The 21,963-nt window shown below is 65.6% G+C and carries 20 protein-coding genes; 10 read left to right on the top strand and 10 right to left on the bottom strand.

Annotated elements, in window-relative coordinates:
- Positions 1–22 precede the first annotated feature (22 nt).
- The 3 genes from leuD to leuC are packed head-to-tail and all read right to left on the bottom strand — an operon-like array spanning position 23 to position 2,317.
- The gene (gene leuD / locus ACLBKS_RS13440) at positions 23–667 is read right to left on the bottom strand and encodes a 3-isopropylmalate dehydratase small subunit (RefSeq protein ID WP_006297251.1); all 645 of its coding nucleotides are present in this window, start codon (positions 665–667) and stop codon (positions 23–25) included.
- A gap of 7 nt (positions 668–674) precedes the next feature.
- A complete protein-coding gene (locus tag ACLBKS_RS13435; RefSeq protein WP_410193306.1) occupies positions 675–839 on the bottom strand; it encodes an entericidin EcnAB in 165 nt (54 codons plus the stop codon).
- Positions 840–895: 56 nt separating this feature from the next.
- Positions 896–2,317, bottom strand: a complete 1,422-nt coding sequence (gene leuC / locus ACLBKS_RS13430) for a 3-isopropylmalate dehydratase large subunit (RefSeq protein WP_410193305.1) — start codon at positions 2,315–2,317, stop codon at positions 896–898.
- Positions 2,318–2,450: 133 nt separating this feature from the next.
- Between leuC and arfB the strand changes: the two genes are divergently transcribed.
- Positions 2,451–2,843 carry an alternative ribosome rescue aminoacyl-tRNA hydrolase ArfB gene (gene arfB / locus ACLBKS_RS13425; RefSeq protein WP_410193304.1) on the top strand — a complete coding sequence of 131 codons (393 nt, stop codon included), beginning with the start codon at positions 2,451–2,453 and terminating at the stop codon, positions 2,841–2,843.
- Between the two features lie 70 nt (positions 2,844–2,913).
- On the opposite strand, the gene ACLBKS_RS13420 is transcribed toward arfB, so the two are convergent.
- The 3 genes from ACLBKS_RS13420 to ACLBKS_RS13410 all read right to left on the bottom strand — a co-directional run bounded on the left by ACLBKS_RS13420 (position 2,914) and on the right by ACLBKS_RS13410 (position 7,546).
- Positions 2,914–3,588 (bottom strand): glutathione S-transferase family protein, encoded by a 675-nt coding sequence (locus ACLBKS_RS13420; RefSeq protein WP_410193303.1) that lies wholly within the window; start codon positions 3,586–3,588, stop codon positions 2,914–2,916.
- 61 nt (positions 3,589–3,649) lie between these two features.
- Positions 3,650–5,185: an exopolyphosphatase gene (locus ACLBKS_RS13415; protein ID WP_410193302.1), complete on the bottom strand. Its 1,536-nt coding sequence runs from the start codon at positions 5,183–5,185 to the stop codon at positions 3,650–3,652.
- A gap of 177 nt (positions 5,186–5,362) precedes the next feature.
- Positions 5,363–7,546: a PhoX family protein gene (locus tag ACLBKS_RS13410; RefSeq protein ID WP_410193301.1), complete on the bottom strand. Its 2,184-nt coding sequence runs from the start codon at positions 7,544–7,546 to the stop codon at positions 5,363–5,365.
- A gap of 209 nt (positions 7,547–7,755) precedes the next feature.
- Between ACLBKS_RS13410 and pstS the strand changes: the two genes are divergently transcribed.
- The 7 genes from pstS to ACLBKS_RS13375 all read left to right on the top strand — a co-directional run bounded on the left by pstS (position 7,756) and on the right by ACLBKS_RS13375 (position 14,550).
- Positions 7,756–8,763 (top strand): phosphate ABC transporter substrate-binding protein PstS, encoded by a 1,008-nt coding sequence (pstS, locus tag ACLBKS_RS13405; protein ID WP_410193300.1) that lies wholly within the window; start codon positions 7,756–7,758, stop codon positions 8,761–8,763.
- A 70-nt stretch (positions 8,764–8,833) separates the two neighbouring features.
- A complete protein-coding gene (gene pstC / locus ACLBKS_RS13400) occupies positions 8,834–9,829 on the top strand; it encodes a phosphate ABC transporter permease PstC (protein ID WP_410193299.1) in 996 nt (331 codons plus the stop codon).
- A 20-nt stretch (positions 9,830–9,849) separates the two neighbouring features.
- On the top strand, positions 9,850–10,689 hold the full coding sequence (pstA, locus tag ACLBKS_RS13395) for a phosphate ABC transporter permease PstA (protein ID WP_410193326.1): 840 nt from the start codon (positions 9,850–9,852) through the stop codon (positions 10,687–10,689).
- A 78-nt stretch (positions 10,690–10,767) separates the two neighbouring features.
- On the top strand, positions 10,768–11,577 hold the full coding sequence (gene pstB / locus ACLBKS_RS13390) for a phosphate ABC transporter ATP-binding protein PstB (protein WP_410193325.1): 810 nt from the start codon (positions 10,768–10,770) through the stop codon (positions 11,575–11,577).
- A gap of 53 nt (positions 11,578–11,630) precedes the next feature.
- Complete coding sequence (phoU, locus tag ACLBKS_RS13385) at positions 11,631–12,332, top strand: phosphate signaling complex protein PhoU (RefSeq protein ID WP_410193298.1); 702 nt, start codon at positions 11,631–11,633, stop codon at positions 12,330–12,332.
- A gap of 52 nt (positions 12,333–12,384) precedes the next feature.
- On the top strand, positions 12,385–13,083 hold the full coding sequence (phoB, locus tag ACLBKS_RS13380; RefSeq protein ID WP_410193297.1) for a phosphate regulon transcriptional regulator PhoB: 699 nt from the start codon (positions 12,385–12,387) through the stop codon (positions 13,081–13,083).
- A 78-nt stretch (positions 13,084–13,161) separates the two neighbouring features.
- Positions 13,162–14,550, top strand: coding sequence for an ATP-binding protein (locus ACLBKS_RS13375; protein ID WP_410193296.1), 1,389 nt, complete (start codon positions 13,162–13,164; stop codon positions 14,548–14,550).
- A 47-nt stretch (positions 14,551–14,597) separates the two neighbouring features.
- On the opposite strand, the gene ACLBKS_RS13370 is transcribed toward ACLBKS_RS13375, so the two are convergent.
- The 4 genes from ACLBKS_RS13370 to ACLBKS_RS13355 all read right to left on the bottom strand — a co-directional run bounded on the left by ACLBKS_RS13370 (position 14,598) and on the right by ACLBKS_RS13355 (position 19,346).
- Positions 14,598–15,989 carry an MATE family efflux transporter gene (locus ACLBKS_RS13370; RefSeq protein ID WP_410193295.1) on the bottom strand — a complete coding sequence of 464 codons (1,392 nt, stop codon included), beginning with the start codon at positions 15,987–15,989 and terminating at the stop codon, positions 14,598–14,600.
- 51 nt (positions 15,990–16,040) lie between these two features.
- Complete coding sequence (locus ACLBKS_RS13365) at positions 16,041–17,804, bottom strand: ArnT family glycosyltransferase (protein ID WP_410193294.1); 1,764 nt, start codon at positions 17,802–17,804, stop codon at positions 16,041–16,043.
- A gap of 140 nt (positions 17,805–17,944) precedes the next feature.
- Positions 17,945–18,202 carry a type B 50S ribosomal protein L31 gene (locus ACLBKS_RS13360; protein WP_006298454.1) on the bottom strand — a complete coding sequence of 86 codons (258 nt, stop codon included), beginning with the start codon at positions 18,200–18,202 and terminating at the stop codon, positions 17,945–17,947.
- 181 nt (positions 18,203–18,383) lie between these two features.
- The gene (locus ACLBKS_RS13355) at positions 18,384–19,346 is read right to left on the bottom strand and encodes a LysR family transcriptional regulator (RefSeq protein ID WP_410193293.1); all 963 of its coding nucleotides are present in this window, start codon (positions 19,344–19,346) and stop codon (positions 18,384–18,386) included.
- 113 nt (positions 19,347–19,459) lie between these two features.
- Here ACLBKS_RS13355 and ACLBKS_RS13350 point away from each other — a divergent pair, with 113 nt between their 5' ends.
- A complete protein-coding gene (locus ACLBKS_RS13350; protein ID WP_410193292.1) occupies positions 19,460–20,884 on the top strand; it encodes a M20 family metallopeptidase in 1,425 nt (474 codons plus the stop codon).
- Positions 20,885–20,906: 22 nt separating this feature from the next.
- Complete coding sequence (locus ACLBKS_RS13345) at positions 20,907–21,905, top strand: Bug family tripartite tricarboxylate transporter substrate binding protein (RefSeq protein ID WP_410193291.1); 999 nt, start codon at positions 20,907–20,909, stop codon at positions 21,903–21,905.
- Positions 21,906–21,963 lie beyond the last annotated feature (58 nt).

The raw sequence follows: 21,963 nt of genomic DNA, 5'->3' as shown, positions 1-21,963 counted from the left end.
AGCCTGGGGTGTGCTTAATGACTTACATCACGTGCGCTAGCCAGGGCTTGGTCGCCAAGCGTTGCGCTTCGTAGGCCTGGATCTTGTCCTTGTGGCGCAGGGTCAGGCCGATGTCATCAAAGCCGTTGAGCAGGCAGTACTTGCGGAAGGGCTGCACATCGAAGGCAATCTCCTCGCCCTGAGGCTTGACGACCACTTGTCGCTCCAGGTCGATGGTGAGCTGGTAGCCGGGGAAGGCCGCGCATTCATCGAAGAGCTGGGCCACCGTGGCCTCGGGCAACTGAATCGGCAGCAGGCCGTTCTTGAAGCAGTTGTTGAAGAAGATGTCGGCGTAGCTCGGCGCGATCAGCGCGCGAAAGCCGTACTGCTCGATGGCCCAGGGCGCATGTTCGCGGCTGGAGCCGCAGCCGAAGTTCTGCCGCGCCAGCAGGATGGAGGCGCCCTGGTAGCGGGGCTGGTTCAGCACGAAGTCCGGGTTGGGCTTGCGCGAAGCGGGGTCCTGACCGGGGTAGCCTGGGTCCAGGTAACGCCACTCATCAAACAGGTTGGGGCCGAAGCCGGTGCGCTTGATCGATTTGAGGAACTGCTTGGGAATGATGGCGTCCGTGTCCACGTTGTCGCGGTCCATGGGGGCCACCAGGCCTTGGTGCACGGTGAATTTCTGCATGGTTGGATTACTTGGTCATTTCCTGGATCTTCTCGCCGGCCTTTTCCAGGCCCTTGCCAACGGAATGGCCGATTTCCTTGGAGTCTTCCTTGACGCCGGACCAGGTGCTGCTGCAAGCGGCCAGGACCAGGCAGGTCGCGACGGCGCCGAAGCAAAGGGTGATGCGTTTCATGCGGCTGTCCTTTCGTGAGGCGGGTGAGTGCGGCGCTTGGGCTGTCAGGGCGTCGCTCAGGCGATCGTGCGGATGTCGATGAAGTGGCCGTGCACGGCGGCGGCGGCGGCCATGGCCGGGCTGACCAAATGCGTGCGCCCGCCCGCGCCTTGGCGGCCTTCGAAGTTGCGGTTGCTGGTCGAGGCGCAGCGTTCGCCGGGTTCCAGCCGGTCGGCGTTCATGGCCAGGCACATGCTGCAGCCCGGTTCACGCCACTCGAAGCCGGCCGCCTTGAAGATATCATGCAGACCTTCGCGCTCGGCTTGTTCCTTCACCAGGCCCGAACCCGGAACCACCAGAGCCAGCTTGATGTTCTTGGCGACTTTCTGGCCCAGCTTCTTGATGACGGCGGCGGCCTCGCGCATGTCTTCGATGCGGCTGTTGGTGCACGAGCCGATGAAGACCTTGTCCACGTAGATGTCGTTCAGGGGCTTGCCCGGTTCCAGCGCCATGTAGGTCAGCGCGCGTTCGATGGCACCGCGCTTGACGGCGTCTTTTTCCTTGTCCGGGTCCGGCACGCGGCCGTCGATGCCCAGCACCATCTCGGGCGAGGTGCCCCAGGTCACCTGCGGCAGGATCTGGGTCGCGTCGAGTTCGACCACGCGATCGAACTTCGCGTCCGCGTCGGAGTGCAGGGTCTTCCAATAGGCCACGGCCTGGTCCCATTCCACACCCGTCGGCGCCATGGGGCGGCCCTTGACGTACTCGATGGTCTTCTCGTCCACGGCCACCAGGCCCGCGCGCGCGCCCGCCTCGATGGCCATGTTGCAGACCGTCATGCGGCCTTCCATGCTCAGGGCGCGGATGGCCGAGCCCGCGAACTCGATGGTGTAGCCCGTGCCGCCCGCAGTGCCGATCTTGCCGATGATGGCCAGCACGATGTCCTTGGCCGTCACGCCCTTGGCCACCTGGCCTTCGACCTTGATCAGCATGTTCTTGGCCTTCTTGGCCAGCAGGGTCTGGGTGGCCATCACGTGCTCGACCTCGCTGGTGCCGATGCCGTGCGCCAGCGCGCCGAAGGCGCCGTGGGTGCTGGTGTGGCTGTCGCCGCAGACCACGGTCATGCCGGGCAGGGTCGCGCCGTTTTCCGGGCCGATCACGTGCACGATGCCTTGACGTTTGCTCATGAAGGGAAAAAAGGCCGCCGCGCCGTATTCCTTGACGTTCTTGTCCAGCGTGGTGATCTGTTCCTTGCTGATCGGATCGGCAATGCCTTCATAGCCGCGCTCCCAGCCGTTGGTCGGCGTGTTGTGGTCGGCCGTGGCGACCACGGAACTCACGCGCCAGAGCTTGCGCCCAGCCTGACGCAGGCCCTCGAAGGCCTGGGGGCTGGTGACTTCATGCACCAGGTGCCGATCGATGTAGAGGATGGCGGTGCCGTCTTCCTCGGTGTGGACGACGTGCTCGTCCCAGATCTTGTCGTAAAGCGTTTGTCCCATGGTGGCTACTTTGCGTGAGTCTCTGGAGAAAGGGGCATTTTATGCGGGGCGACGTCGCGGACATTCCTGCTGCACGGGGCCCTGCGGGCTGGCGTGGTTTTTGGAGACGTGGATTTGTGGCAAGCTCGCCCTCATGCTCATCCCCGAAAAAGAGGTCGAATTCAGTGCCGTGCGCGCCCAGGGCCCGGGCGGGCAGAACGTGAACAAAGTGTCCAGCGCGGTGCACCTGCGCTTCGACATCCGTGCCTCATCCCTGCCCGACCCCGTGAAGGAACGGCTGCTGGCGTGGCCGGACCAACGCGTGAGCAAGGACGGGGTTGTGGTCATCAAGGCCCAGACCGCGCGCACCCAGGAGCAGAACAAGGCCGAGGCTTGGGCGCGACTGCTCGAGTTGGTGGCGCAGGCCTCTCACATTCCCCGACCGCGCCGCGCCACCAAGCCGACACAAAGCGCCAAGCTGCGCCGTCTGCGCCGCAAGGCCGTGCGTGCCGAGGTCAAGGCGGGCCGTAGCAAGGTCGTGGACTGAGTCCCCGCCCAGGCGCGTGTGGCCCCTTCAGTTCCCGACCCCTCACACCCACCGGCCGCTTGCTTTCCCGTCAGCGCTGAAGAAAGGCTGGCACGCCGCGTCCTTGGGAGGCCAGGAAACGCATCATCGGGTCCACCACCGCGCGTACCGCCGTTCGTTCGCCGACGCGGTCGCGCCAGGCCACCAGGCGCGGGGTCGCGTCCGTCATGCCGGCGCCCTTGCGATCGGCGAACACATGGGCCATGTAGAAGGCGATGTCGGCGTAGGAGTAGGGACCGGCCAGGTACTCGCGCGTGGCCAACAGGGCGTCCATCTCCTTGTAGTGACGCGCGCAAGCGGCGCAGGCCGCGACCGCCGGGGCGCTTTGCATGTCGTTTTGCAGCCCAAAGAGCCGGACCACGTTCGGGAAAAAGACTTCGTCGGACTGCAGCTCCAACTGCCGCGCGCGGGCTCGTTCGGTGATGCCGGGCGGCCACAGGGCGAGATACCGGGGCCCGGGGTAGCGGTCTTCGAGGTATTCGAAGATCTGCGTCGAGTCGAACAGCGCCACCTCGTCGTCGACCAGCACCGGAACCTGTTGCTTGATCGGGTTGACCCGCAGCACCTCGGGGTGCCTGGGTTGATAGTCGTCGTCGGTCGTGAAGGGCACCATGACCAGTTCGAAGGCCAGGCCTTTTTCACGCGCCGCGATTTCGGCCTTCGCGCCGAACATGCTCAAGGGGCCGGAGTAGATGCGAGTTTGCATGGACGCAACTTCATCAGAAAGCGGCGTGGGGCGCATCGGGTGTAGACCCGGTGCCTGGGGGTCAGCCCGCTTGCACCTCGATGGCCCAGGCGGTTTTGGCCCAGGCTTGTGCTTCCTCGTGCAGCAGCCAGGCCGATTGCGGCCAAGCGCGTCCCCAGCCTTCGGGGTAGTCCAGCCGGACCGAGCGCAGCCCGTCCCAGCTCAGTCGCAGGCCTTGCAAGTCCGGCTCGCGCCGAGCGTGGCAGAGGATGACCGCCAGCCGCAGGGACAGCAGCTGCAGCACGAAGTCGGGATCGTCGAGCTGCAGGCCCTCCAGCTTACGCAGCTTGCCCCGGTGGCCCAGCACCAGCTGGCTGAGACGGTGCAGCTCGTTCATGGTGAAGCCGGCCGCATCGGCGTTGTCGAGGATGTAGGCGCCGTGCCGGTGGTAATCGGTGTGCGAAATCGCGCTGCCGATCTCATGCAGCTGGGCGGCCCAGTTCAGCTTGCGCAGGTGCCGAGCGAGTTCGTCCGGCTCCAGGGCGGCATGCTCCTGCACCAGCGACATCAGCAAGAACTCGGCGACCCGGCCCACGCGCTGGGCTTGGCGCTCGTCCACGCCGAAGGTATGCGCCAAGCGCTGCACGCTCAGGCTGCGCTGGTCGCTCTGGGCATGTTCACGGTCCATCAGGTCCACCAGCGCGCCGTGCCGCAGCGCCCCCTGGGCCACATGCATCTCGTCGAGCTGCAGCAGGGAGAACACGGCGCGCAGCACCGACAGGCCACCGCCGATCACGGCCCGGCGGTCTTCTTTGATGCCGTCGAGACGCAGGCGTGAGGCGTCCCCCGCCTTGAGGAGTTTGTCCAGCAGCCAGTCCAGCCCGGCGCGGGTGATGCGTTGCGCGGGCACGCCGGTTCTTGGATTGAATTCGGCGTCCAGCACATCGCCCACCGCGCCCACCGTGCCCGAGGCGCCGTACACCGTGTCCCAGCCGCCCTCGCCCTGGCTCGCGGGCTGGCAGTGGCCCAGCACTTCCTCCAGCACGGCCTGGGCCGCGACCTCGGCCGTCTCGAAGGCCGCGGCACTGAACACGCCTTCGGTGAAGTAACGCATGGACCAGGCCACGCTGCCCACATGGTAGGAGTCCATGAAACGCGGGCGCCGACCCTGACCCAGGATGAGCTCGGTCGAACGTCCGCCGATGTCCACCACCAGCCGGCGTTCGCTGGACTGAGGCAGCATGTGCGTGACGCCCTGGTAGATCAAGCGCGCTTCCTCGCGGCCCGAGATCACCTCGATCGGAAAGCCGAGCAGTGCCTGCGCGCGGTTCAGAAACTCGTCACGGTTGCGTGCTTCGCGCAGTGTCTGCGTGGCGACCGCGCGCACCTGGGCGCGCTTGAAACCGGCCAAGCGCTCGGCGAATCGGCCCAGGCAATCCCAGCCGCGTTGCATCGCTTCCGCGGTGAGGTTGCGGTCCTCGTCCAGGCCGTTGCCTTGGCGCACGGTTTCCTTGAGGTATTCACGGCGCTTGAGCAGGCCATGGTCCAGCTGGGCGATTTCGAGTCGAAAGCTGTTGGAGCCCAGGTCGATCGCGGCGAGTTCGGTTCCGTTTTTCATGTCAGGGCCGCACTATATGGCAGGGCAATGACGCTGCCGTGACGCAAGCATGAGGGGCCTGCGTGGGGCTTTCATCGCGGGCACCCGCGGAACTGGCTCTGCCAGGCCGCTGGGTGCGCCCCTCCGCTTAGCAGGAGGGGGTGGCGAAGCGAACGAAGGGAGCGGAGCCTGTGGAGATCACACTCCAATTTTTCCGCCATCGTCGCGCGTGATCACCAGGGTCGCAGAACGGGGACGGGCGTTGCCGCCATCAGGCCAATGGCTCTCGAACTTGGCCGGATCGCCGATGTCCTTGTCATCCGTGTTCTCGCCCGGGTGCTGGATGTTCACGAACAGCGCGCGACCATCGCCCGATTCGGCGATGCCGGTGATCTCGCAGCCCTTGGGTCCGACCAGGAAGCGGCGCAACTGGGTGCCTTTTTGACCGACCTGCGCACCCACATAGGTGTCTTGTGTGCGGGTGTTGCCCGCGCCCACGTTGACGATGGTCTGCTTGCCACCATCGCCCACCTGGCCGGGCACGGCGGCGAGCATCATGCAGTTCGTCACGTCGGTGTAGGCACCATCGTCAGTCTGTAACCAGGCCAGGCCGGGCACGGCGTCGCTGAACCACAGACCGTCGGGGCTGGAGAAATCATTGTCCGCCGTGAGGCCCGACAGGTTGATGTCGGGCGAGCTGCCGGCGCGCGCGCCGAAGAGGTACACGTCCCATTGGAAGGCGAGTGCGGCCGGATTGCGCTGCTCATCGGCGAAACGCACGATGTGGCCGTTGGGGTTGCCCTCTTGCGGCTTGCCGTTTTTCGGGTCGTTGTAATAACGCGGATTGGCCGCGTTGGTCTTGTCCACGGGGCGAGAGCGGGCGTTGGTGTTGGTCAGCGTCACGTACACGTCGCCGGTGCGGGGATGGATGGCGGCCCACTCGGGGCGGTCCATGCGGGTCGCGCCCACGGCGTCGGCGGCCAGGCGGGTGTTGACCAGCACGTCGGCCTGGTTGGCGAAGGAGTAGTTCTTGTTGTTAGCGTCGATGCCGTTCTTGCCATGGCTCAGTTCCAGCCATTCGCCGCTGCCGTCGTCCTTGAACTTGGCCACGTAGAGCGTGCCCGCGTCCATGTACTTGTCACCGGCGGACAGGCCTTGGTTGGCATCCTTCGGGTCCCAGTTGCGAGCGGAGACGAATTTGTAGATGTACTCGTTGCGTGCGTCGTCGCCCATGTACCAGACCAGGGGCTGGCCCGGCACGACCGGGCCCAGGCAGGCGCCTTCGTGACCAAAGCGGCCCAAGGCGGTGCGCTTCTTGGGCGTGCTCTTGGGGTTGAAGGGGTCGATCTCCACCACCCAGCCATAGGTGTTGCTGACATTGCGGTAGTCCTCCGCGGCGCTGGCGCCACGCACCTCGGTGTTCCAGCGGGCGTAGAGGTCATCGTCACCCACGGTCGCCCAGCCCTCGCGGCCAGCGCCCGCCACGCCGTAGCGTTTGAAGGCAGTCAGTTCCTTGGCGCTGCGGCGTGCGTCATCGGCGCTCAGACGGCGGAAGTAGCCCGCCCAGTTTTCCTCGCAGGTCAGATAAGTGCCCCAGGGCGTGGTGCCGTTGGCGCAGTTGTTCACGGTGCCCCGGGTCTTGCTGCCGTCGGGTGCGTACTTGGTCTTCACGAGGTCGTTGCCCGCGACGGGCCCCGAGAGGACCATGTCGGTCAGGGTGTGGATGCGCCGGTTGTAGCGCGAGTCTTGACGGTAGCTCCAGGTCTTGCCCTTCTTCTGCGTCTCAATCACGCTCACGCCGTGCAAGTAGAACTCGCGTTGGACCTCGCGCGCGTCGGTGCGGCGGGCTTCGTCCTTCGAACCCACGATGGTCTGACCCGCGGCGTGCAAGAAAGCGGGCGTGATGGCTTCGTGGTTCATCACCAACAGGCCTCGGTCGGTCGCGCGCGAGGCCCAGCGGCCTTGCGCGTCCATGCCGAACCAGGTCATGCCGTCGTGGTGGTCACCCGCGCGACGGTCATAGCTGGCCGGATCGTCCGTGCCGTCGTTTTTGTAGGCGGGCACGCCTGCGGCGATCGGATCGCCCAGGCGGTAGAGCACGGTGGCCGAGTAGCCAGCGGGCAGCGCCACGGTGTCGGCCAGATGCTTGGCCACGGGGTTGAAGTTCAGCGTCAGACCCGCGCCTTCCGAAGCCGGCGCGGCGGCCCGCGCCAGACCGCCGATGCCGCTGAGCAGGGCGGCGCCCGCCGTGCCAGCGCGCAACAGGCCACGGCGGCTCATGCGTGTGGCGATCAGGGTTTCCAACGGCGCCTGGGCGCAAGGGTTGTAGCCGACCTCATCGGGATCGATCGCGGGGGTGAAAGGGTTGTGGCTTGGGTTCATGGTGCGGACCTTGTCGTCATGGGCATCGTCGAAGTGCACGCGTGGGCGTTGAACCCACGGGCGCAGGAGAAAAGCGGAACCATCTTGGGCAGTCTGTGTGACAAGCCCATGAACCCCGCGCTACACTGCGCCGCCCCGCTTGTCACAGACGCGTCACAAAAGGTTCTTAAATTCAAGCTGCTTTCCAAACAACCCCATAGGAGTCCTCGATGAAAGCTCGTTTGAATTTCCGCATCCTGGGTCTGAGCGCCGCCCTGGCCTTTGCCGGCGCCGCTTTCGCCCAGAACGTGACCGGCGCGGGTGCCAGCTTCCCTGCCCCCCTGTACGCCAAGTGGGCATCTGACTATGCCAAGGCAACTGGCGCTCAGATCAACTACCAATCCGTGGGTTCTGGCGCGGGCATCAAGCAGATTGAGGCCAAGACCGTGGACTTTGGCGCTTCCGACGCTCCCCTGAAGGACGAGCAACTGGCCGAAAAAGGCCTGGTGCAGTTCCCCACCGTGATGGGCGGCGTGGTGCCCGTGGTCAACATCAAGGGCATTCAGCCCGGCCAGCTCAAGCTGACTGGCGCCGTCCTGGCCGACATCTACCTGGGCAAGATCACCAAGTGGAATGACCCCGCGATCGTCGCGCTCAACAAGGGCCTCAAGCTGGAAGACGAGCTGATCGCCGTGGTGCGCCGCGCCGACGGTTCCGGCACCAGCTTCCTGTTCACCAACTACCTGAGCAAGGTCAGCCCCGAGTGGAAGGAAAAGGTCGGTGAAGGCACCGCTGTGAACTGGCCCACGGGCGCGGGTGGCAAGGGCAACGAGGGCGTGGCCGCTTTCGTGAACCGCCTGCCCAGCTCGATCGGCTACGTCGAGTACGCCTACGTCAAGCAGAACAAGATGACCTACGCCATGCTGCAGAATGCCGCTGGCCAGTTCGTCGAGCCGGACTTCGACACCTTCAAGGCCGCCGCCGCTGGCGCGCAGTGGGACAAGAGCTTCTACCAAGTGCTGACCAACCAGGCCGGCGCCAAGTCCTGGCCCATCACCGGCGCGACCTTCATCCTGATGCACACCAAGCAGGACAAGCCCGCGCAAGGCGAAGCCGTGAAGAAGTTCTTCGAGTGGGCCTACAAGAATGGTGATGCCACCGCCGAAGGCCTGGACTACGTTCCGATGCCGGCCAGCGTGAAGGCGCAGGTCAGCAAGCTGTTGACCACGGTCAAGTAAATCCACCACGCGTTTCTTCCTGACGCGCAACCACGGCGTCCCCTGGACGCCAAGAAGCCACGCAGCCGCCATGAGTACATCCGCCCTGCCCACCGTTCAGCCGGATTCCGGCACGAAGACCCGCACCCGCGCGCCTGGCGCCTGGTTCGACGTCGTGTTTGGTGTCCTGGCGCAGGGGGCCGCCTGGCTGACTCTGGCGCTGCTGGCTTCCATCTTGATTTCCTTGGTGGTGGGCGCCTGGCCCGCCATCCACAAATACGGCCTGGGTTTCCTGACGAGTCCCGTGTGGGACCCGGTGCAGGAAAACTTTGGCGGTCTCGTGATGATTTACGGGACGGTGGCCACCTCCGTCATCGCGCTCTTGATCGCCGTGCCCGTGAGCTTCGGCATCGCGCTCTTCCTGACGGAAATGTGCCCCGCCTGGCTCAAGCGTCCGCTGGGCACTGCGATTGAATTGCTGGCCGCCGTGCCGTCCATCGTGTACGGCATGTGGGGCCTGCTGGTGTTTGGCCCGATCCTGGCCACCTACGTGCAGCAACCGCTGCAGAAACTCTTGCATGGCGTGCCCTACCTGGGCGCGCTGGTGTCGGGGCCGCCGGTCGGCATCGGCATCCTGTCGGCGGGGATCATCCTCGCGATCATGATCATTCCCTTCATCGCCTCCGTCATGCGCGATGTGTTCGAAGTCACGCCGCCCATGCTCAAGGAGTCCGCCTATGGGCTGGGCTCGACCACCTGGGAGGTGGTCTACCAGGTGGTGCTGCCCTACACCAAGACCGGGGTGGTGGGGGGCATCATGCTCGGCCTGGGTCGCGCCCTGGGTGAAACCATGGCCGTGACCTTCGTGATCGGCAACATGAACCAGCTCGACACGCTCAGCCTGTTCGACGCCGCCAACAGCATCACCTCGGCCCTGGCGAACGAATTCGCTGAGGCGGGCGCGGGCCTGCACCAGGCGGCGCTCATCTACCTGGGGCTGGTGCTGTTCTTCATCACCTTCGTGGTGCTGTCCTTCTCCAAACTGCTGCTGGTCCAGCTCAAGAAACGCGAAGGGGACAAATCGTGAGCAACCCCACGCTCGACAACATGCGTCGCGCCGCCTATGCGCGACGCAAGCGCACCAACGCGATCGCGCTGACCCTGTCACTGTGCGCCATGGCCTTTGGCCTGTTCTGGCTGTTCTGGATCCTCTGGGAAACGCTCTACCTGGGCTTGAGTGGCCTGGCCTGGAGCACCTTGACGCAGATGACGCCACCGCCCAACGAGGCTGGGGGCATTGCCAACGCCATCTACGGTTCCTTCCTGATGGTGCTGCTGGCAACGGTCTTCGGGGCACCCATCGGCATCCTGGCCGGCATCTACCTGGTGGAGTACAAGCCCAAGGGCTGGCTGGCCGAGACCACGCGCTTCGTCAACGACATCCTGCTTTCCGCCCCCTCGATCGTGATCGGCCTCTTCGTCTACGCCATCGTGGTCGCGCGCTTCAAGAGCTTCTCCGGCTGGGCCGGCGTGATTGCCCTGGCGCTGCTGGTGATTCCCGTGGTGATCCGCACGACGGAGAACATGCTGCAGCTCGTTCCCGCCGCCATGCGCGAGGCCGCCTACGCCCTGGGCACGCCCAAGTGGAAAGTCATCACCATGATCACCCTGCGCGCGGCCATGGCCGGCGTCGTCACCGGCGTGCTGTTGGCGGTGGCGCGCATCGCGGGCGAGACGGCGCCGCTGCTGTTCACCGCGCTGAACAACCAGTTCTGGAATTCGGACCTGGGCTCGCCCATGGCCAGCCTGCCCGTCACGATCTTCAAGTTCGCGATGAGCCCGTATGAAAACTGGCAGCACCTGGCCTGGGCCGGCGTGTTGCTGATCACCGTGGCCGTGCTGGGACTCAACATCCTGGCGCGCTTGATGACCCGCAAGCCGCGTTGACGCAGCCCCCACCCCCACGCACGCCCCATGTTTGCCAGCGACCGCTCCACCCACGTCCACGGACCTGAAACGCCTGTGATGAATGCCATGGAAACCACCCACGCTCCCGCCGCCGCGCCTGTGAACGCAGTCGTTCCCTCCAAGATCGCGGTGCGCGACCTGAACTTCTACTACGGCAAGTTCCACGCGCTCAAGGGCATCAACCTCGACATTCCCAAGGACAAGGTCACGGCCTTCATTGGTCCGTCCGGCTGCGGCAAGTCCACCCTGCTGCGTGTGTTCAACCGCATGTACGCGCTCTACCCCGAGCAGCGCGCCGAGGGCCAAGTGCTACTCGACGGCGACAACCTGCTGACCAGCAAGCAAGACGTGGCCCTGCTGCGCGCGCGCGTCGGCATGGTGTTTCAGAAGCCCACGCCGTTCCCGATGTCGATCTATGACAACGTGGCCTTCGGCATCAAGCTCTTCGAATCGCTGTCCGACACCGACATGGAAGAGCGCGTGGAATGGGCGCTGCGCAAGGCCGCGTTGTGGAACGAGGTGAAGGACAAGCTGCGCCAGAGCGGCTCCAGCCTCTCCGGTGGTCAGCAGCAACGTCTGTGCATCGCGCGCGGCATCGCCATCCGCCCCGAGGTGCTGCTGCTCGACGAACCCTGCTCGGCGCTGGACCCGATCTCCACCGGCAAGATCGAGGAGCTGATCACCGAACTCAAGAATGACTACACGGTGGTCATCGTGACGCACAACATGCAGCAGGCCGCGCGCTGCAGCGATTACACGGCCTACATGTACCTGGGCGAACTGGTCGAGTTCGGCGACACCGAGCAGATCTTCTTCAAGCCGGTACGTCAGGAGACGGAAGATTACATCACCGGCCGTTTCGGTTGAGCGGCGACGCCGTTCTCACTGAAGACGCACCGAACGAACCGCAGGAGCACAACATGCCCGACAAACATCTTTCCACCCAGTTCGACAGCGAGTTGAGCACCGTCTCCAGCCGTGTGATGGAAATGGGGGGACTGGTCGAATCCCAGGTTCAGCAAGCCATCCTGGCCCTGGCCCATTTCAACGCCGAAGCTGCCCGCGAAGTCATCTTGCTGGAAAAGCAGGTCAACGCGATGGACATCACGCTCGATCACGAGATCGCCTCCATCATCGCGCGGCGCCAGCCGACCGCGCGAGACCTGCGCCTGCTGATGGCCGTCTCCAAGGCGGTGGCCAACCTGGAGCGCGCGGGCGACGAGGCGGAGAAGATGGCGCGCATGGTGCTGTCCATCCTTGAGGCGGGTGCGCCTCGCACCTTGCCTACCCCGGCCTTGCGCATGGAGGCCGACCTCGCGGCCAGCCAGCTCCGCAAATCCCTGGATGCCTTCGCGCGTCTGGACATCGATGCCGCCACGGCCATCCTGCGCGAAGACGATTTGATCGACCGTGAGTTCGGCAGCTTCACGCGGGTGCTCATCACCTACATGATGGAAGACCCCCGCACGATCTCCAGCAGCCTGGACTTGCTGTTCCTGGCCAAGGCCATCGAACGCGTGGGTGACCACGCCAAGAACATCGCCGAGCTCATCATCTACATCGTCAAGGGCGCCGATGTGCGCCATCACACGATCGAAGAGATCGAGGCCATGCTGAAGTGAACACCACCGGACTGCGCTAGCCGCGTGGCCCGGGTTGAAGGCTGTAGTGCCCATGAAGCAACCGACTGTTCTGATCGTTGAAGATGAACCGGCCATCGCCGAGTTGATCGCCGTCAATTTGCGCCACAACGGCTTTCAGCCCACGCTCGCGCTGGATGGCGAGAGCGCGCAGCGCGAGATCGACGCGATGCTGCCCGATCTCGTGCTGCTGGACTGGATGCTGCCCGGCGCCAGTGGTCTGACCCTGGCGCGACGCTGGCGCGGGGACCCGCGCACCAAGGCCGTGCCCATCATCATGCTCACCGCGCGCGGTGACGAGGCCGACCGAGTGGCGGGCCTGGACGCGGGCGCGGACGATTACATGGCCAAGCCTTTCTCAACCAAGGAGATGCTCGCGCGCATCCGCGCCGTGCTGCGCCGTCGGGCGCCCGAGCAGGCCGCGGTGACGCTGGAGGCCGGCCGTCTCAAGCTGGACACCGCCACGCACCGCGTCAGTTTTGACGAGCAACTGCTCAAGCTCGGCCCCACCGAGTTCAAGCTCTTGCACTATCTGATGAGCCACGCAGAGCGCGTGCACAGCCGGGGCCAGCTGCTCGACAAGGTCTGGGGTGACCATGTCTTCATCGAGGAGCGCACGGTGGACGTGCACATCAAGCGCCTGCGCGAAGCCTTGGGTGGTGCTGCGCCCATGATCGAGACCGTGCGCGGCGCTGGCTACCGGCTCACGACCCAGACGGTCGCCACCTCTTGACGGTGGTTTAATCCAGCCCGCGCGCGGGATCGCGCGGCCACGTGCCGTCGCTCGGCGGCACCGTTCACGAGCTTTTCCATGCTGTTGCGCATTTTTTCCTTCCTGCTGTTCCAGGCGCTCGGTGCGTGGCTGGGTTACCAGATCGCTCCCGGTGTTTTGCAGATCCGCGGCATGCTCGCGGGCATGCTGGCCGCCGGCATGCTGTGGAGCTTGTACGACTTCACGCGTGGTTTGCGCGTGTTGAAATGGCTGCGCGAGGACTCACTGGCCATCGCGCCTCCATTGCGTTGGGGTCTCTGGGGGCAGGTGGCGGAACGCGTGAGTCGCGCGGCCCGCACCCGGGAGCGTGCAGCGCGAGAGAGTCAGCAACGCCTGCAAAACGTCTTGTCCGCCTTGCAGGCGTCGCCGAATGGCGTGTTGCTGCTGGACGCCGCCGGCCGCATCGAGTGGCTCAACCAGACCGCGGCGGCGCATTTGGGCCTGGACCCCGCGCGTGACTTGCAGCAGCACTTGGTGAATCTGGTGCGCAACCCGGCCTTCACCGCCTACATGGCCTCGGGGCAGTACGGCGGTGGCGTCACCTTGCCAGGGCGCAGCCACAGCAGCATGAATCCGGTGCGCCTGTCCGTGCAATTGCACGAGTACGGCGAAGGTCGACGCCTGCTGCTGTCGCGTGACGTCACCATGTTCGAACAGGCCGATGCCATGCGCCGCGACTTCGTGGCCAATGTGTCCCACGAGATCAGAACCCCGCTGACCGTGCTGTCGGGTTTCGTCGAGACATTGCAAACCTTGCCCTTGCAGGAAGAGGAGCGCACGCGCTACCTCGGCCTGATGTCCCAGCAGGCCGAGCGCATGCAGGCCTTGGTGAGTGATCTGCTGATGCTGTCTCGTCTGGAAGGCAGTCCGCCGCCGGGGGGCGGTGAGTGGGTGGCGTTGCCTGCCTTGATGCGCCAATTGCAACAGGAAGCGCAGACCCTGTCGGCCGTGCTGCATCCATCGAAGGGGCAGTCCTCTGCTCCAAGCGGTCCCGTCGAAGCCAAGAAGGGAGGCCAGTCCCTCGACTTCGAGGCCGCGCCCGCCTACGAGCTGGCAGGTGCCAGCACCGAGTTGCACAGCGCTTTGTCGAACCTGGTCAGCAATGCTGTGCGGTACACCCCAGCCGACGGCACCGTGCGCTGCGGCTGGCGTTTGCTGGGGCAGTCCGCTGCGGTTGAAGGCGCTGAGTTTTGGGTCCAGGACACCGGTCCCGGCATCGCCGCGGAGCACATCCCGCGGCTGACCGAGCGCTTCTACCGCGTCGATCGCAGCCGTTCACGCGAGACCGGTGGCACCGGGCTCGGTCTGGCCATCGTCAAGCATGTCGCGCAGCGCCATGGTGCCGAACTGACGATCGAAAGCACTCTGGGCCAGGGCTCACGCTTCGCCTTGTTGTTTCCCGCCAACCGTTTGCGCCCGATGGCCTGAGGTGTGCGAGCCACCCAAGCCGGAAGTCGGCTGGGATCGGTGCGAACTCAGCTGTGCTGGCGCGCTGTCGGTGCGCGACGCAGAACCCGCCAGAGCATGAACCAGAACGAAGCGGCCGCCAGCGCCAAGGCGACCGCTCCCGCAACCCAGAAAGCCACAGGCGTTCCCATGGCCGCCCAGGGGCCCAGCCCTAGGTAGGCCAGTCGATAGCCACCATACAGACCCAGTCCCCAGAGCAACACGCCGTAGACCACGAAGGGCGTCACTGTGATGCGCCAACAGCGCAGCAGGAACACCCCCAGCGACTGAAGACCATCGAAGAGGTGGTAGAGCGCGACCCAGGCCAAGAGTGGCGTGGCCAAGGCCAAGGTTTGCGCGCTGGGTGCGTACATGCTGGCCAGGGGCGCGCGCAGAAGCGCCAGCGTGGCCGCGAGCAGCAAAGCGCTGCCCGCCACCAAGCCCAAACCGATGCGCACAGCCTGACGCGCACGCGCGGGCTGGTTCGCCCCTAGCCAGTAACTGGTGCGCGCGCTGCTGGCGATGCCGATGGCCAGCGGCATCATGTAAAGCACCCCGGCCATGTTCGCGGCGATCTGATGCGCGGCGGCCGCCGCCGTGCCCAGGCGCGCCACGAACAAGGCCATGAGCGTGAACGAGGTGACCTCCACCAGCAGGGACATCCCGCTGGGCAAGCCCATGCGCAAGAACCCAGCCAGCGTTCGCATGTCAGGCCGCTCGGGTCGGCGCCAGAGTCGATAGGGTGTGTAGAGCGGACGCGTGCGCAGCAGCCATGTCGCGAGCAGCAGGAGGCTCAACTGCACCAGCAGGGTGGCCCAGGCACAGCCCGCCGCGCCTTGGGGGGCTAGGCCCAGACCGCCCAGCGCGAACCAGATGGAAAGAGGAATCTTCAGCGCGAGTGAACCCAGCTGCAACCATGTCACCCATTGCGGATGCCCCAAGCTCTGATTCAGTGTGGCGAACAGCCTGAACAGCAAAGCCACGGGCAAGGCCAAAGCCAGCACCGTCAGGTAGTGCGTGACTTCGCCGCGCAAGGCGTCGGGCACTTGTGCCCAAGCCAGCAAGGGGCCCGGTGACAAGAGCACGCACATGCCCAACAGCGACAGGCCCGCCCAGAGGTAGATGGACTGACGCACGGAGTAACCCAGGCGGCGCGTCGCTTCCTGCCCCGCCTGAGGCGATGGCTGGCGCGCCCCGTCGCGCAGGCTTGCGCCATGCAGTTCGGCCCAGACCGGCAGCAGCGCCTGCAGTACCCCCATCAGGCTGATGTAGACGCTCATGTAGATGGCGGCGCCAACCGAAAGCGCCGCCAGCGAGCTTTCTGAATAGCGCCCGGCCACGATGGTGTCGGTCACCCCGTAGGCGATGGTGGCCAGCTGTCCAGCCAACACCGTCAGGGCGTGGCGGGTCACGAGGCTCAATTCACTCTTGCGCGTGTCGGTCACACGGAGGCCAAGGGGGCGTGTTTGGGTTCAGCGCAGGCGGCGCAGCACCACCAGGCCGTCTTCGCCACCCTGGCGAGGATGCTCCAGCAGCGTGACGCGTTGCCAGCGCGAGCTGTCCAGCAAACCGGGCGTTTGCTGCAACTTGTCGCGATCGATCACCAGCCAGGTGCACTGGGTGGCGTCGGTCAGTGGCTCCAGTCCGCGGCTGCGCACCACGCGACTGTGGTACTGCAGCGCAGCCACTTGAGCGCGCGAGAGGCCGAACCACGCCAGGCAAGACGCTTGCGCCGTTTCAGGCATGGCCTGCGAGGAAGCCTTCGCGCCGCCGTCGAGGATCACCGCGTCCATGCGCAGGATCAGCGGTCCGTAGCTGCGCGCGTGGTCGAGTGGCGGCATCCAGAGCGTGGTCAACAGCAGCCAGCACAGCGTCACCCCGCCCGCGGGCAGCACCATGCTCTTCCAGAGCGCGGCGCGGTGACGCCCGATGCGCCACTTCACCAGCCAAGCCCATACCAGCGTGCCCAACAAGGCGAAGACAAAGGGCAAGATGACAAAGCGCGGTTCGAAGTAGGGCGCCAACTTGGCGATGTTCGCCGCCGGTTGAGGTGGGACACCGGTTTGCATGGCGATCCAGTAGGTCCAGATGAACAGCGCGCAAAGGGTGAAGAACAGCAGCGTGAACCAGTCGATCAAGGCCGTCACGCCTCGACTCATGGTGGGCAGGGCAAAGGCTGCGAGGGCCGCCAGCGCGGGCAGGGCCAGCAACAGCGCGCGATCACCCGCGGGCGTCAGCGCGGTCGTGCCCACGGTCAGCAGGGCCCAGCACAGCGGCAGGGACAGGTGCCGACTGGGCTGATGGCCGAGCAAGCGACCTTGCCAGCGCCACAGGGTCCACAGCGCGAACGGCCACACCGGCCAGGTGAACCACAGCAGCATTCGGCCCAGGCTCTGCCACCGCGTGGCCGCGTCAGGCAAGCCGAATTCGCTCCACCGCACGCGCCAGTGCCACAGGTCCAAGACGCTGGCCAGCACCGCGACGAAGACCGTCAAGGCCGCGAGCCGCCACAGCCCGTGGCGATGGCGCGCGGGGTTCTCGACCGCTTGAGCATGGTCCAGTGCGTGGAACAGCAAACCACCGACCGACAACAGCAGGGCGAGGATGGGAGCGCCCGAGAGCGTGAGGCCCGTGAGTCCGATGCCCGCGGAAATCAGCGGCAGCCAGCGAAGGTGCGGCAGGGCCGCGTAGGCATAGAAGCTCAGCGCGACGAAGCAGAGCTGGGCCGCCGCAGGCGTGGTTTCATGCGCCAATTGGGCCAGACCCAGGCAGGCGATGAAGGCCAGCAAGCCGCCATCCGCCAGCGCGCGGGCGTAGTCGCGGGGCTCGGCCTCGCCGCCGAACGCGAAGCTCACGGGCTGCGCCAGCGGGCTGCGCGCGAGGTGATAGATGCCATACCAAACGCTGAGCAGCGTGAGCACGAGCAGACCGATGAAGGGAATGCGCGCGGCAAAGCCGGGATTGATCCAGTCGGGCGCCAGCTGGAGCGCCCAGGCGCCCAGCCAGTAGGGGAGCAAGGCGTCCAGGTCGGTCGGCATCCCACCGAGCCGGGGTGCCAGCCAGTCCGTGTGGCCCGCAGCCAATTCCGCCATGTAGCCAAAGGCGGTGATGTCGGCGCGTTTCCAGGGCGTGCGTCCGATGAAGCCTGGCAGCACATAAGCCAGGCACAGCAGCCAGAGGGCAAGGCGCGGCAGGCGTCGGACGGCGCCTTGGGCAACGATGGCGGGATTGGTCACGGTGGCGGGATGATATAGGCGGGATGTTGCGCCGCGGTATCCGGAGGGTCAGGAAACAAAAACCATGGAAACAAAAAAGGCAGCCGTGTCTTGGCTGCCTTCTTGCTTGTGACCTGACCGGGGTCGGGTCCGACGTGTGCTTACTTGGCAGCCGTCTTGCCGTAACGGTTGCGGAACTTCTCGACGCGGCCACCCATGTTGTCGACGGACTTTTGCGTGCCCGTGTAGAAGGGATGCGATTCGCTCGAGGTGTCCAGCTTGAACAGCGGCAGCTCGCGGCCATCGTCCAGCTTGATGGTTTCCTTGGTCGGAGCGCAGGAACGGGTCACGAACTGGAAGTTGTTGGACAGGTCCAGGAAACAAACTTCGCGGTAGTTCGGGTGAATGCCTTCTTTCATGATGCTTCCTTCTCATGTGCGGGAGCCACCGGGCAACCTTGCGCAAGCCGATGCGCAATACTGAAGTTCCTGGCACTTTCCGCGAACAGCCTAAGATTGTCGCACAAAATCAAGTACTTGGCCAGGTCCGATGGCCCGGTGAGCGTGGCTGGGCGAAGAGTCGCTGCCTTTTGCCTATTCCCTATTGCCTATTCCCTATTGGGTGGGGTGCGGTGCGGTTGGCCCGCCCACGTCGGCGCCGGGGCGCTGCGGTGATGGCGTCCGCCAGATGGTCGGCGAAGGCCCGAACCAGGGGCTGCAACGAGCGACCCTCGAGCGAGAGCACCTGCACGCGCCTGCGTGACAGCGTGTCGTCGGTGATCGGTCGTGCCACGAGTTCTCCTTGATCGATGAGTGGCTGCACCGTGAGTTGCCCCGATAGCAGGATGCCTGGCGTGCGCAACAGCGGCAGCAGCACCGAGGAAAAATTGCTCACGAACTCCGCCTGGTAGCTGAGACCCGCGTGGGTGCAGGCCAAATCAAAGAGCTGGCGGGTCGTTACGCCGCGGCTGCCCACGGCCAAGGGGTAGCGAACCAGTTCTTCGAGTGACAGCGAGGTCCGTCGAGCCAAGGGGTGGTCTGGACGCAGGATGGCCAGCACGGGCGCGGTCGCGTGGTGTTCCACGTGCAAGCCGGGCTCGGGCGCGACGACGTACTTGATCACCAAGTCCACCTCGCCGCGGGCGAGCAGGGCGCTGACCTCGTCGGGCGCGCCCACCAGCAACTCAAGCTGGGCGTCCCGCCAAGTTTCCTGGAATTCCAGCATCACCTGGGGCATGAAATGGGCCGCGAATCCCTCCGTGCAGGCCAAGCGCACTCGCGCTGCTTCCTTGCCGCCCAGCTGCCGTACCGCGGCGATCACGGGTTCAGCATCGCGGACAGTGGTGGACAGATGCGCGCACAGGCGCTCCCCCGCGGTCGTGAGGCGCATGCCACGCGCCTGGCGCTCAAACAAACGCACACCCAGACTCTCCTCCAACTTGGTGATTTGCCGGCTGACGGCCGAACCCGCGACAAAGAGCTGCGCCGCCGCCTGGTTGATGGATCCACTGCGCGCGACTTCCAGGAAGTAGCGCATCGGGATGCTGAGCAACTGAGGATTCATGTGACCCATGGAGTGATGCCTGAAAAGCAATGATAGGTTGCTTAATCAGTATTTGGAGAAAGCCTCTTCTGGCCTTGTACTTGCGTCTTCCAGATGACTTGCCGCATCCATCCATGACCACACGTGACGAAAGCCTGGCGCAAGCGCGCCGCCACTTTGACGAGGGCCGATTCGAGGCCGAGTTGGCGCGCCGCGTCGCGCTGCGCACCGAAAGTGATGCGGGCCCAGCAGGTCCTGCCTTATGGGCCTACCTGCGGGACGAACTCCAGCCGCTGCTTTCATCGATGGGGTTCGCTTGCCAGATCCTTGACAACCCCGTGGCGGGCGGTGGCCCTTTCATGATCGCCCATCGCCACGAGGCCGACGACGTGCCAACGGTGCTCGGTTACGGACATGGCGATGTCGTCAGCGGGCAGGAAGGGCGATGGTCGCCGGGCTTGGAACCTTGGCGGCTGCAGGCACGCGACAACCGGTTTTATGGCCGAGGCACGGCCGACAACAAAGGCCAACACAGCATCAATCTGGCGGCGTTCGCCGCCGTGCTGCGCGCCCGTGAGGGGCGGCTCGGATACAACACCACCTGGCTGTTCGAGATGGGCGAAGAGGCGGCCTCGCCCGGGCTGCACGCGGTCTGCGAGCAGCACCGGGAGCAGTTGCGCGCGGACCTGTTCCTCTCCAGCGATGGGCCGCGCGTGCGCGCCAGCCGACCCACGCTGTTTCTCGGTTCGCGTGGCGCGGTGAACTTCAGCCTGCGCCTGCGCAGTCGGGCGCGCCCCTACCATTCCGGCAACTGGGGCGGCGTGCTCACCAACCCAGCCGTGGTGCTTAGCCATGCCGTGGCCACCTTGGTCGATGCCCGTGGTCGGCTGCGTGTGCCGGCCCTGTGTCCGCCGCCACCACCGCCCAGCGTGCGCGCGGCATTGGCGTCCATTCCCATTGGTGACGATCCCGACGCGCCCGAACTTGACGAGGGCTGGGGAGAGCCGGGACTCAGCCCCGCGGAGCGCCTCATGGCGTGGAACACGCTGGAAGTGCTCGCGCTCGGCGCGGGATCGGCGGAACGGCCGATCAATGCCATTCCCGCCGAGGCCGTGGCCCATTGCCAGTTGCGATTCGTCGTGGGCACGCCGTGGCGGGACCTTGAACGCCACGTGCGTGAGCACCTGCAAAAACAGGGTTTTGGCCAGGTGGAGGTGTCCGTGTCGATCTCCGGCGCCGCCACGCGGCTGGACCCGTCCAATCCGTGGGTCGAATGGGCGCAGCGCTCGATCGAGCGCAGCTGTGGTCAACGCGCCGACGTCTTGCCCAACCTCGCTGGCTCCTTGCCCAACGATGTGTTTGCCGACCTGCTGGGCATGCCCACTTTGTGGGTGCCTCATTCCTACCCGGCCTGCGCTCAGCACGCGCCGGACGAGCACTTGCTCGCTCCCGTGGTCCGCGAAGGGCTGGCCCTGATGGCCGGCCTGTATTGGGACTTGGGAGAGCCCGCCGCCCCGTGGCGCGAAGGTGCCTTGGCATCCTCGCGCGCCCTTCTTTGATGTCATCTCCAGGAGAACCTTGATGTCTAACACCTCCTCATCGCCCCGACTGTCGCGTCGGACATTCCAGTTCGCGGCGCTGCTCGCCGCCCTCGGTGCCAGTCAGGCCAGTTGGGCCCAGAACTATCCGGTCAAGCCCGTGCGCTTGGTGGTTCCCTTCCCGCCCGGTGGCGGCACGGACATGGTGGCGCGCGCATTGGGGCAAAAGTTGTCCGAGCGGCTTGGGCAGCCGGTGGTGGTCGACAACCGTCCCGGTGCGGCAACCATCATTGGGACCGAGGCGGTCGTGAAGTCGGCGCCGGATGGCTACAGCATGTTGTTGTCGGGCTCGACCAGCTTCACGGTCAATCCGGCCTTGCGCGCCAATTTGCCCTACGACCCCGTGAAGGATCTGGCGCCCTTGGCCATCGTGGCGCGGGCTCCGCTCGCTCTGGTGGTGGCAGCCTCTGCGCCTTGGCGCAGCACCCGCGAGCTGGTCGCCGCTGCCCGCGCCAAGCCGCGCGACCTGCGCTACGCCACCTTTGGCTCGGGCTCCGGGCCGCATCTGGCCGGTGAACTGTTCGCCTTGGCGGCTGGCGTCGAACTGCAGGATGTGCCTTACAAGGGCAGCAGCCAGGCCACGCTGGCGGTGATGGCGGGGGAAATTGAAATTGGCATTGACACGGTGGCGACCATCGCTCCCCATGTGAAGTCCGGCAAGTTGCGCGTTCTGGGCATCGTGGGGGCCACGCGCTCATCGCTGTTGCCGGACGTCGCGACCTTGAGCGAGCAAGGTTGGCCCGAGGCCACTTTCGATGCTTGGTACGGTTTCGCCGTCCCGGTTCAGGTGCCTGCGCCGATCCAGCAGCGCCTTGTCAGCGACCTCCAAGCCGTGGCCGCCGATCCCGCATTGCAAGCGCAATTGCGCGCGCAGGGCATGGAGCCGGTCCAGCTGGGCCAGCAGGCATTCGCGGCACTGATGCAGACCGAAATCGCCCGCTATCGGAACCTGGCGCAACGCGCGCGCATCGTCGCCGAGTGAACCTCCAAGCCGATTGCTTGACATGAAAACGGCCGCGTGAGGCGGCCGTGACTGCGTG

The sequence above is a fragment of the Hylemonella sp. W303a genome (assembly GCF_046452315.1).
GTDB lineage: Bacteria > Pseudomonadota > Gammaproteobacteria > Burkholderiales > Burkholderiaceae_C > Hylemonella.
This window is presented reverse-complemented; position numbering and strand designations above follow the sequence as displayed.

Bases quoted from the DNA above. Each gene is read 5' to 3' on its own strand.
- leuD (WP_006297251.1), bottom strand. From the start codon at position 667: ATGCAGAAATTCACCGTGCACCAAGGCCTGGTGGCCCCCATGGACCGC.
- ACLBKS_RS13435 (WP_410193306.1), bottom strand. From the start codon at position 839: ATGAAACGCATCACCCTTTGCTTCGGCGCCGTCGCGACCTGCCTGGTC.
- leuC (WP_410193305.1), bottom strand. From the start codon at position 2,317: ATGGGACAAACGCTTTACGACAAGATCTGGGACGAGCACGTCGTCCAC.
- arfB (WP_410193304.1), top strand. From the start codon at position 2,451: ATGCTCATCCCCGAAAAAGAGGTCGAATTCAGTGCCGTGCGCGCCCAG.
- ACLBKS_RS13420 (WP_410193303.1), bottom strand. From the start codon at position 3,588: ATGCAAACTCGCATCTACTCCGGCCCCTTGAGCATGTTCGGCGCGAAG.
- ACLBKS_RS13415 (WP_410193302.1), bottom strand. From the start codon at position 5,185: ATGAAAAACGGAACCGAACTCGCCGCGATCGACCTGGGCTCCAACAGC.
- ACLBKS_RS13410 (WP_410193301.1), bottom strand. From the start codon at position 7,546: ATGAACCCAAGCCACAACCCTTTCACCCCCGCGATCGATCCCGATGAG.
- pstS (WP_410193300.1), top strand. From the start codon at position 7,756: ATGAAAGCTCGTTTGAATTTCCGCATCCTGGGTCTGAGCGCCGCCCTG.
- pstC (WP_410193299.1), top strand. From the start codon at position 8,834: ATGAGTACATCCGCCCTGCCCACCGTTCAGCCGGATTCCGGCACGAAG.
- pstA (WP_410193326.1), top strand. From the start codon at position 9,850: ATGCGTCGCGCCGCCTATGCGCGACGCAAGCGCACCAACGCGATCGCG.
- pstB (WP_410193325.1), top strand. From the start codon at position 10,768: ATGAATGCCATGGAAACCACCCACGCTCCCGCCGCCGCGCCTGTGAAC.
- phoU (WP_410193298.1), top strand. From the start codon at position 11,631: ATGCCCGACAAACATCTTTCCACCCAGTTCGACAGCGAGTTGAGCACC.
- phoB (WP_410193297.1), top strand. From the start codon at position 12,385: ATGAAGCAACCGACTGTTCTGATCGTTGAAGATGAACCGGCCATCGCC.
- ACLBKS_RS13375 (WP_410193296.1), top strand. From the start codon at position 13,162: ATGCTGTTGCGCATTTTTTCCTTCCTGCTGTTCCAGGCGCTCGGTGCG.
- ACLBKS_RS13360 (WP_006298454.1), bottom strand. From the start codon at position 18,202: ATGAAAGAAGGCATTCACCCGAACTACCGCGAAGTTTGTTTCCTGGAC.
- ACLBKS_RS13355 (WP_410193293.1), bottom strand. From the start codon at position 19,346: ATGAATCCTCAGTTGCTCAGCATCCCGATGCGCTACTTCCTGGAAGTC.
- ACLBKS_RS13350 (WP_410193292.1), top strand. From the start codon at position 19,460: ATGACCACACGTGACGAAAGCCTGGCGCAAGCGCGCCGCCACTTTGAC.
- ACLBKS_RS13345 (WP_410193291.1), top strand. From the start codon at position 20,907: ATGTCTAACACCTCCTCATCGCCCCGACTGTCGCGTCGGACATTCCAG.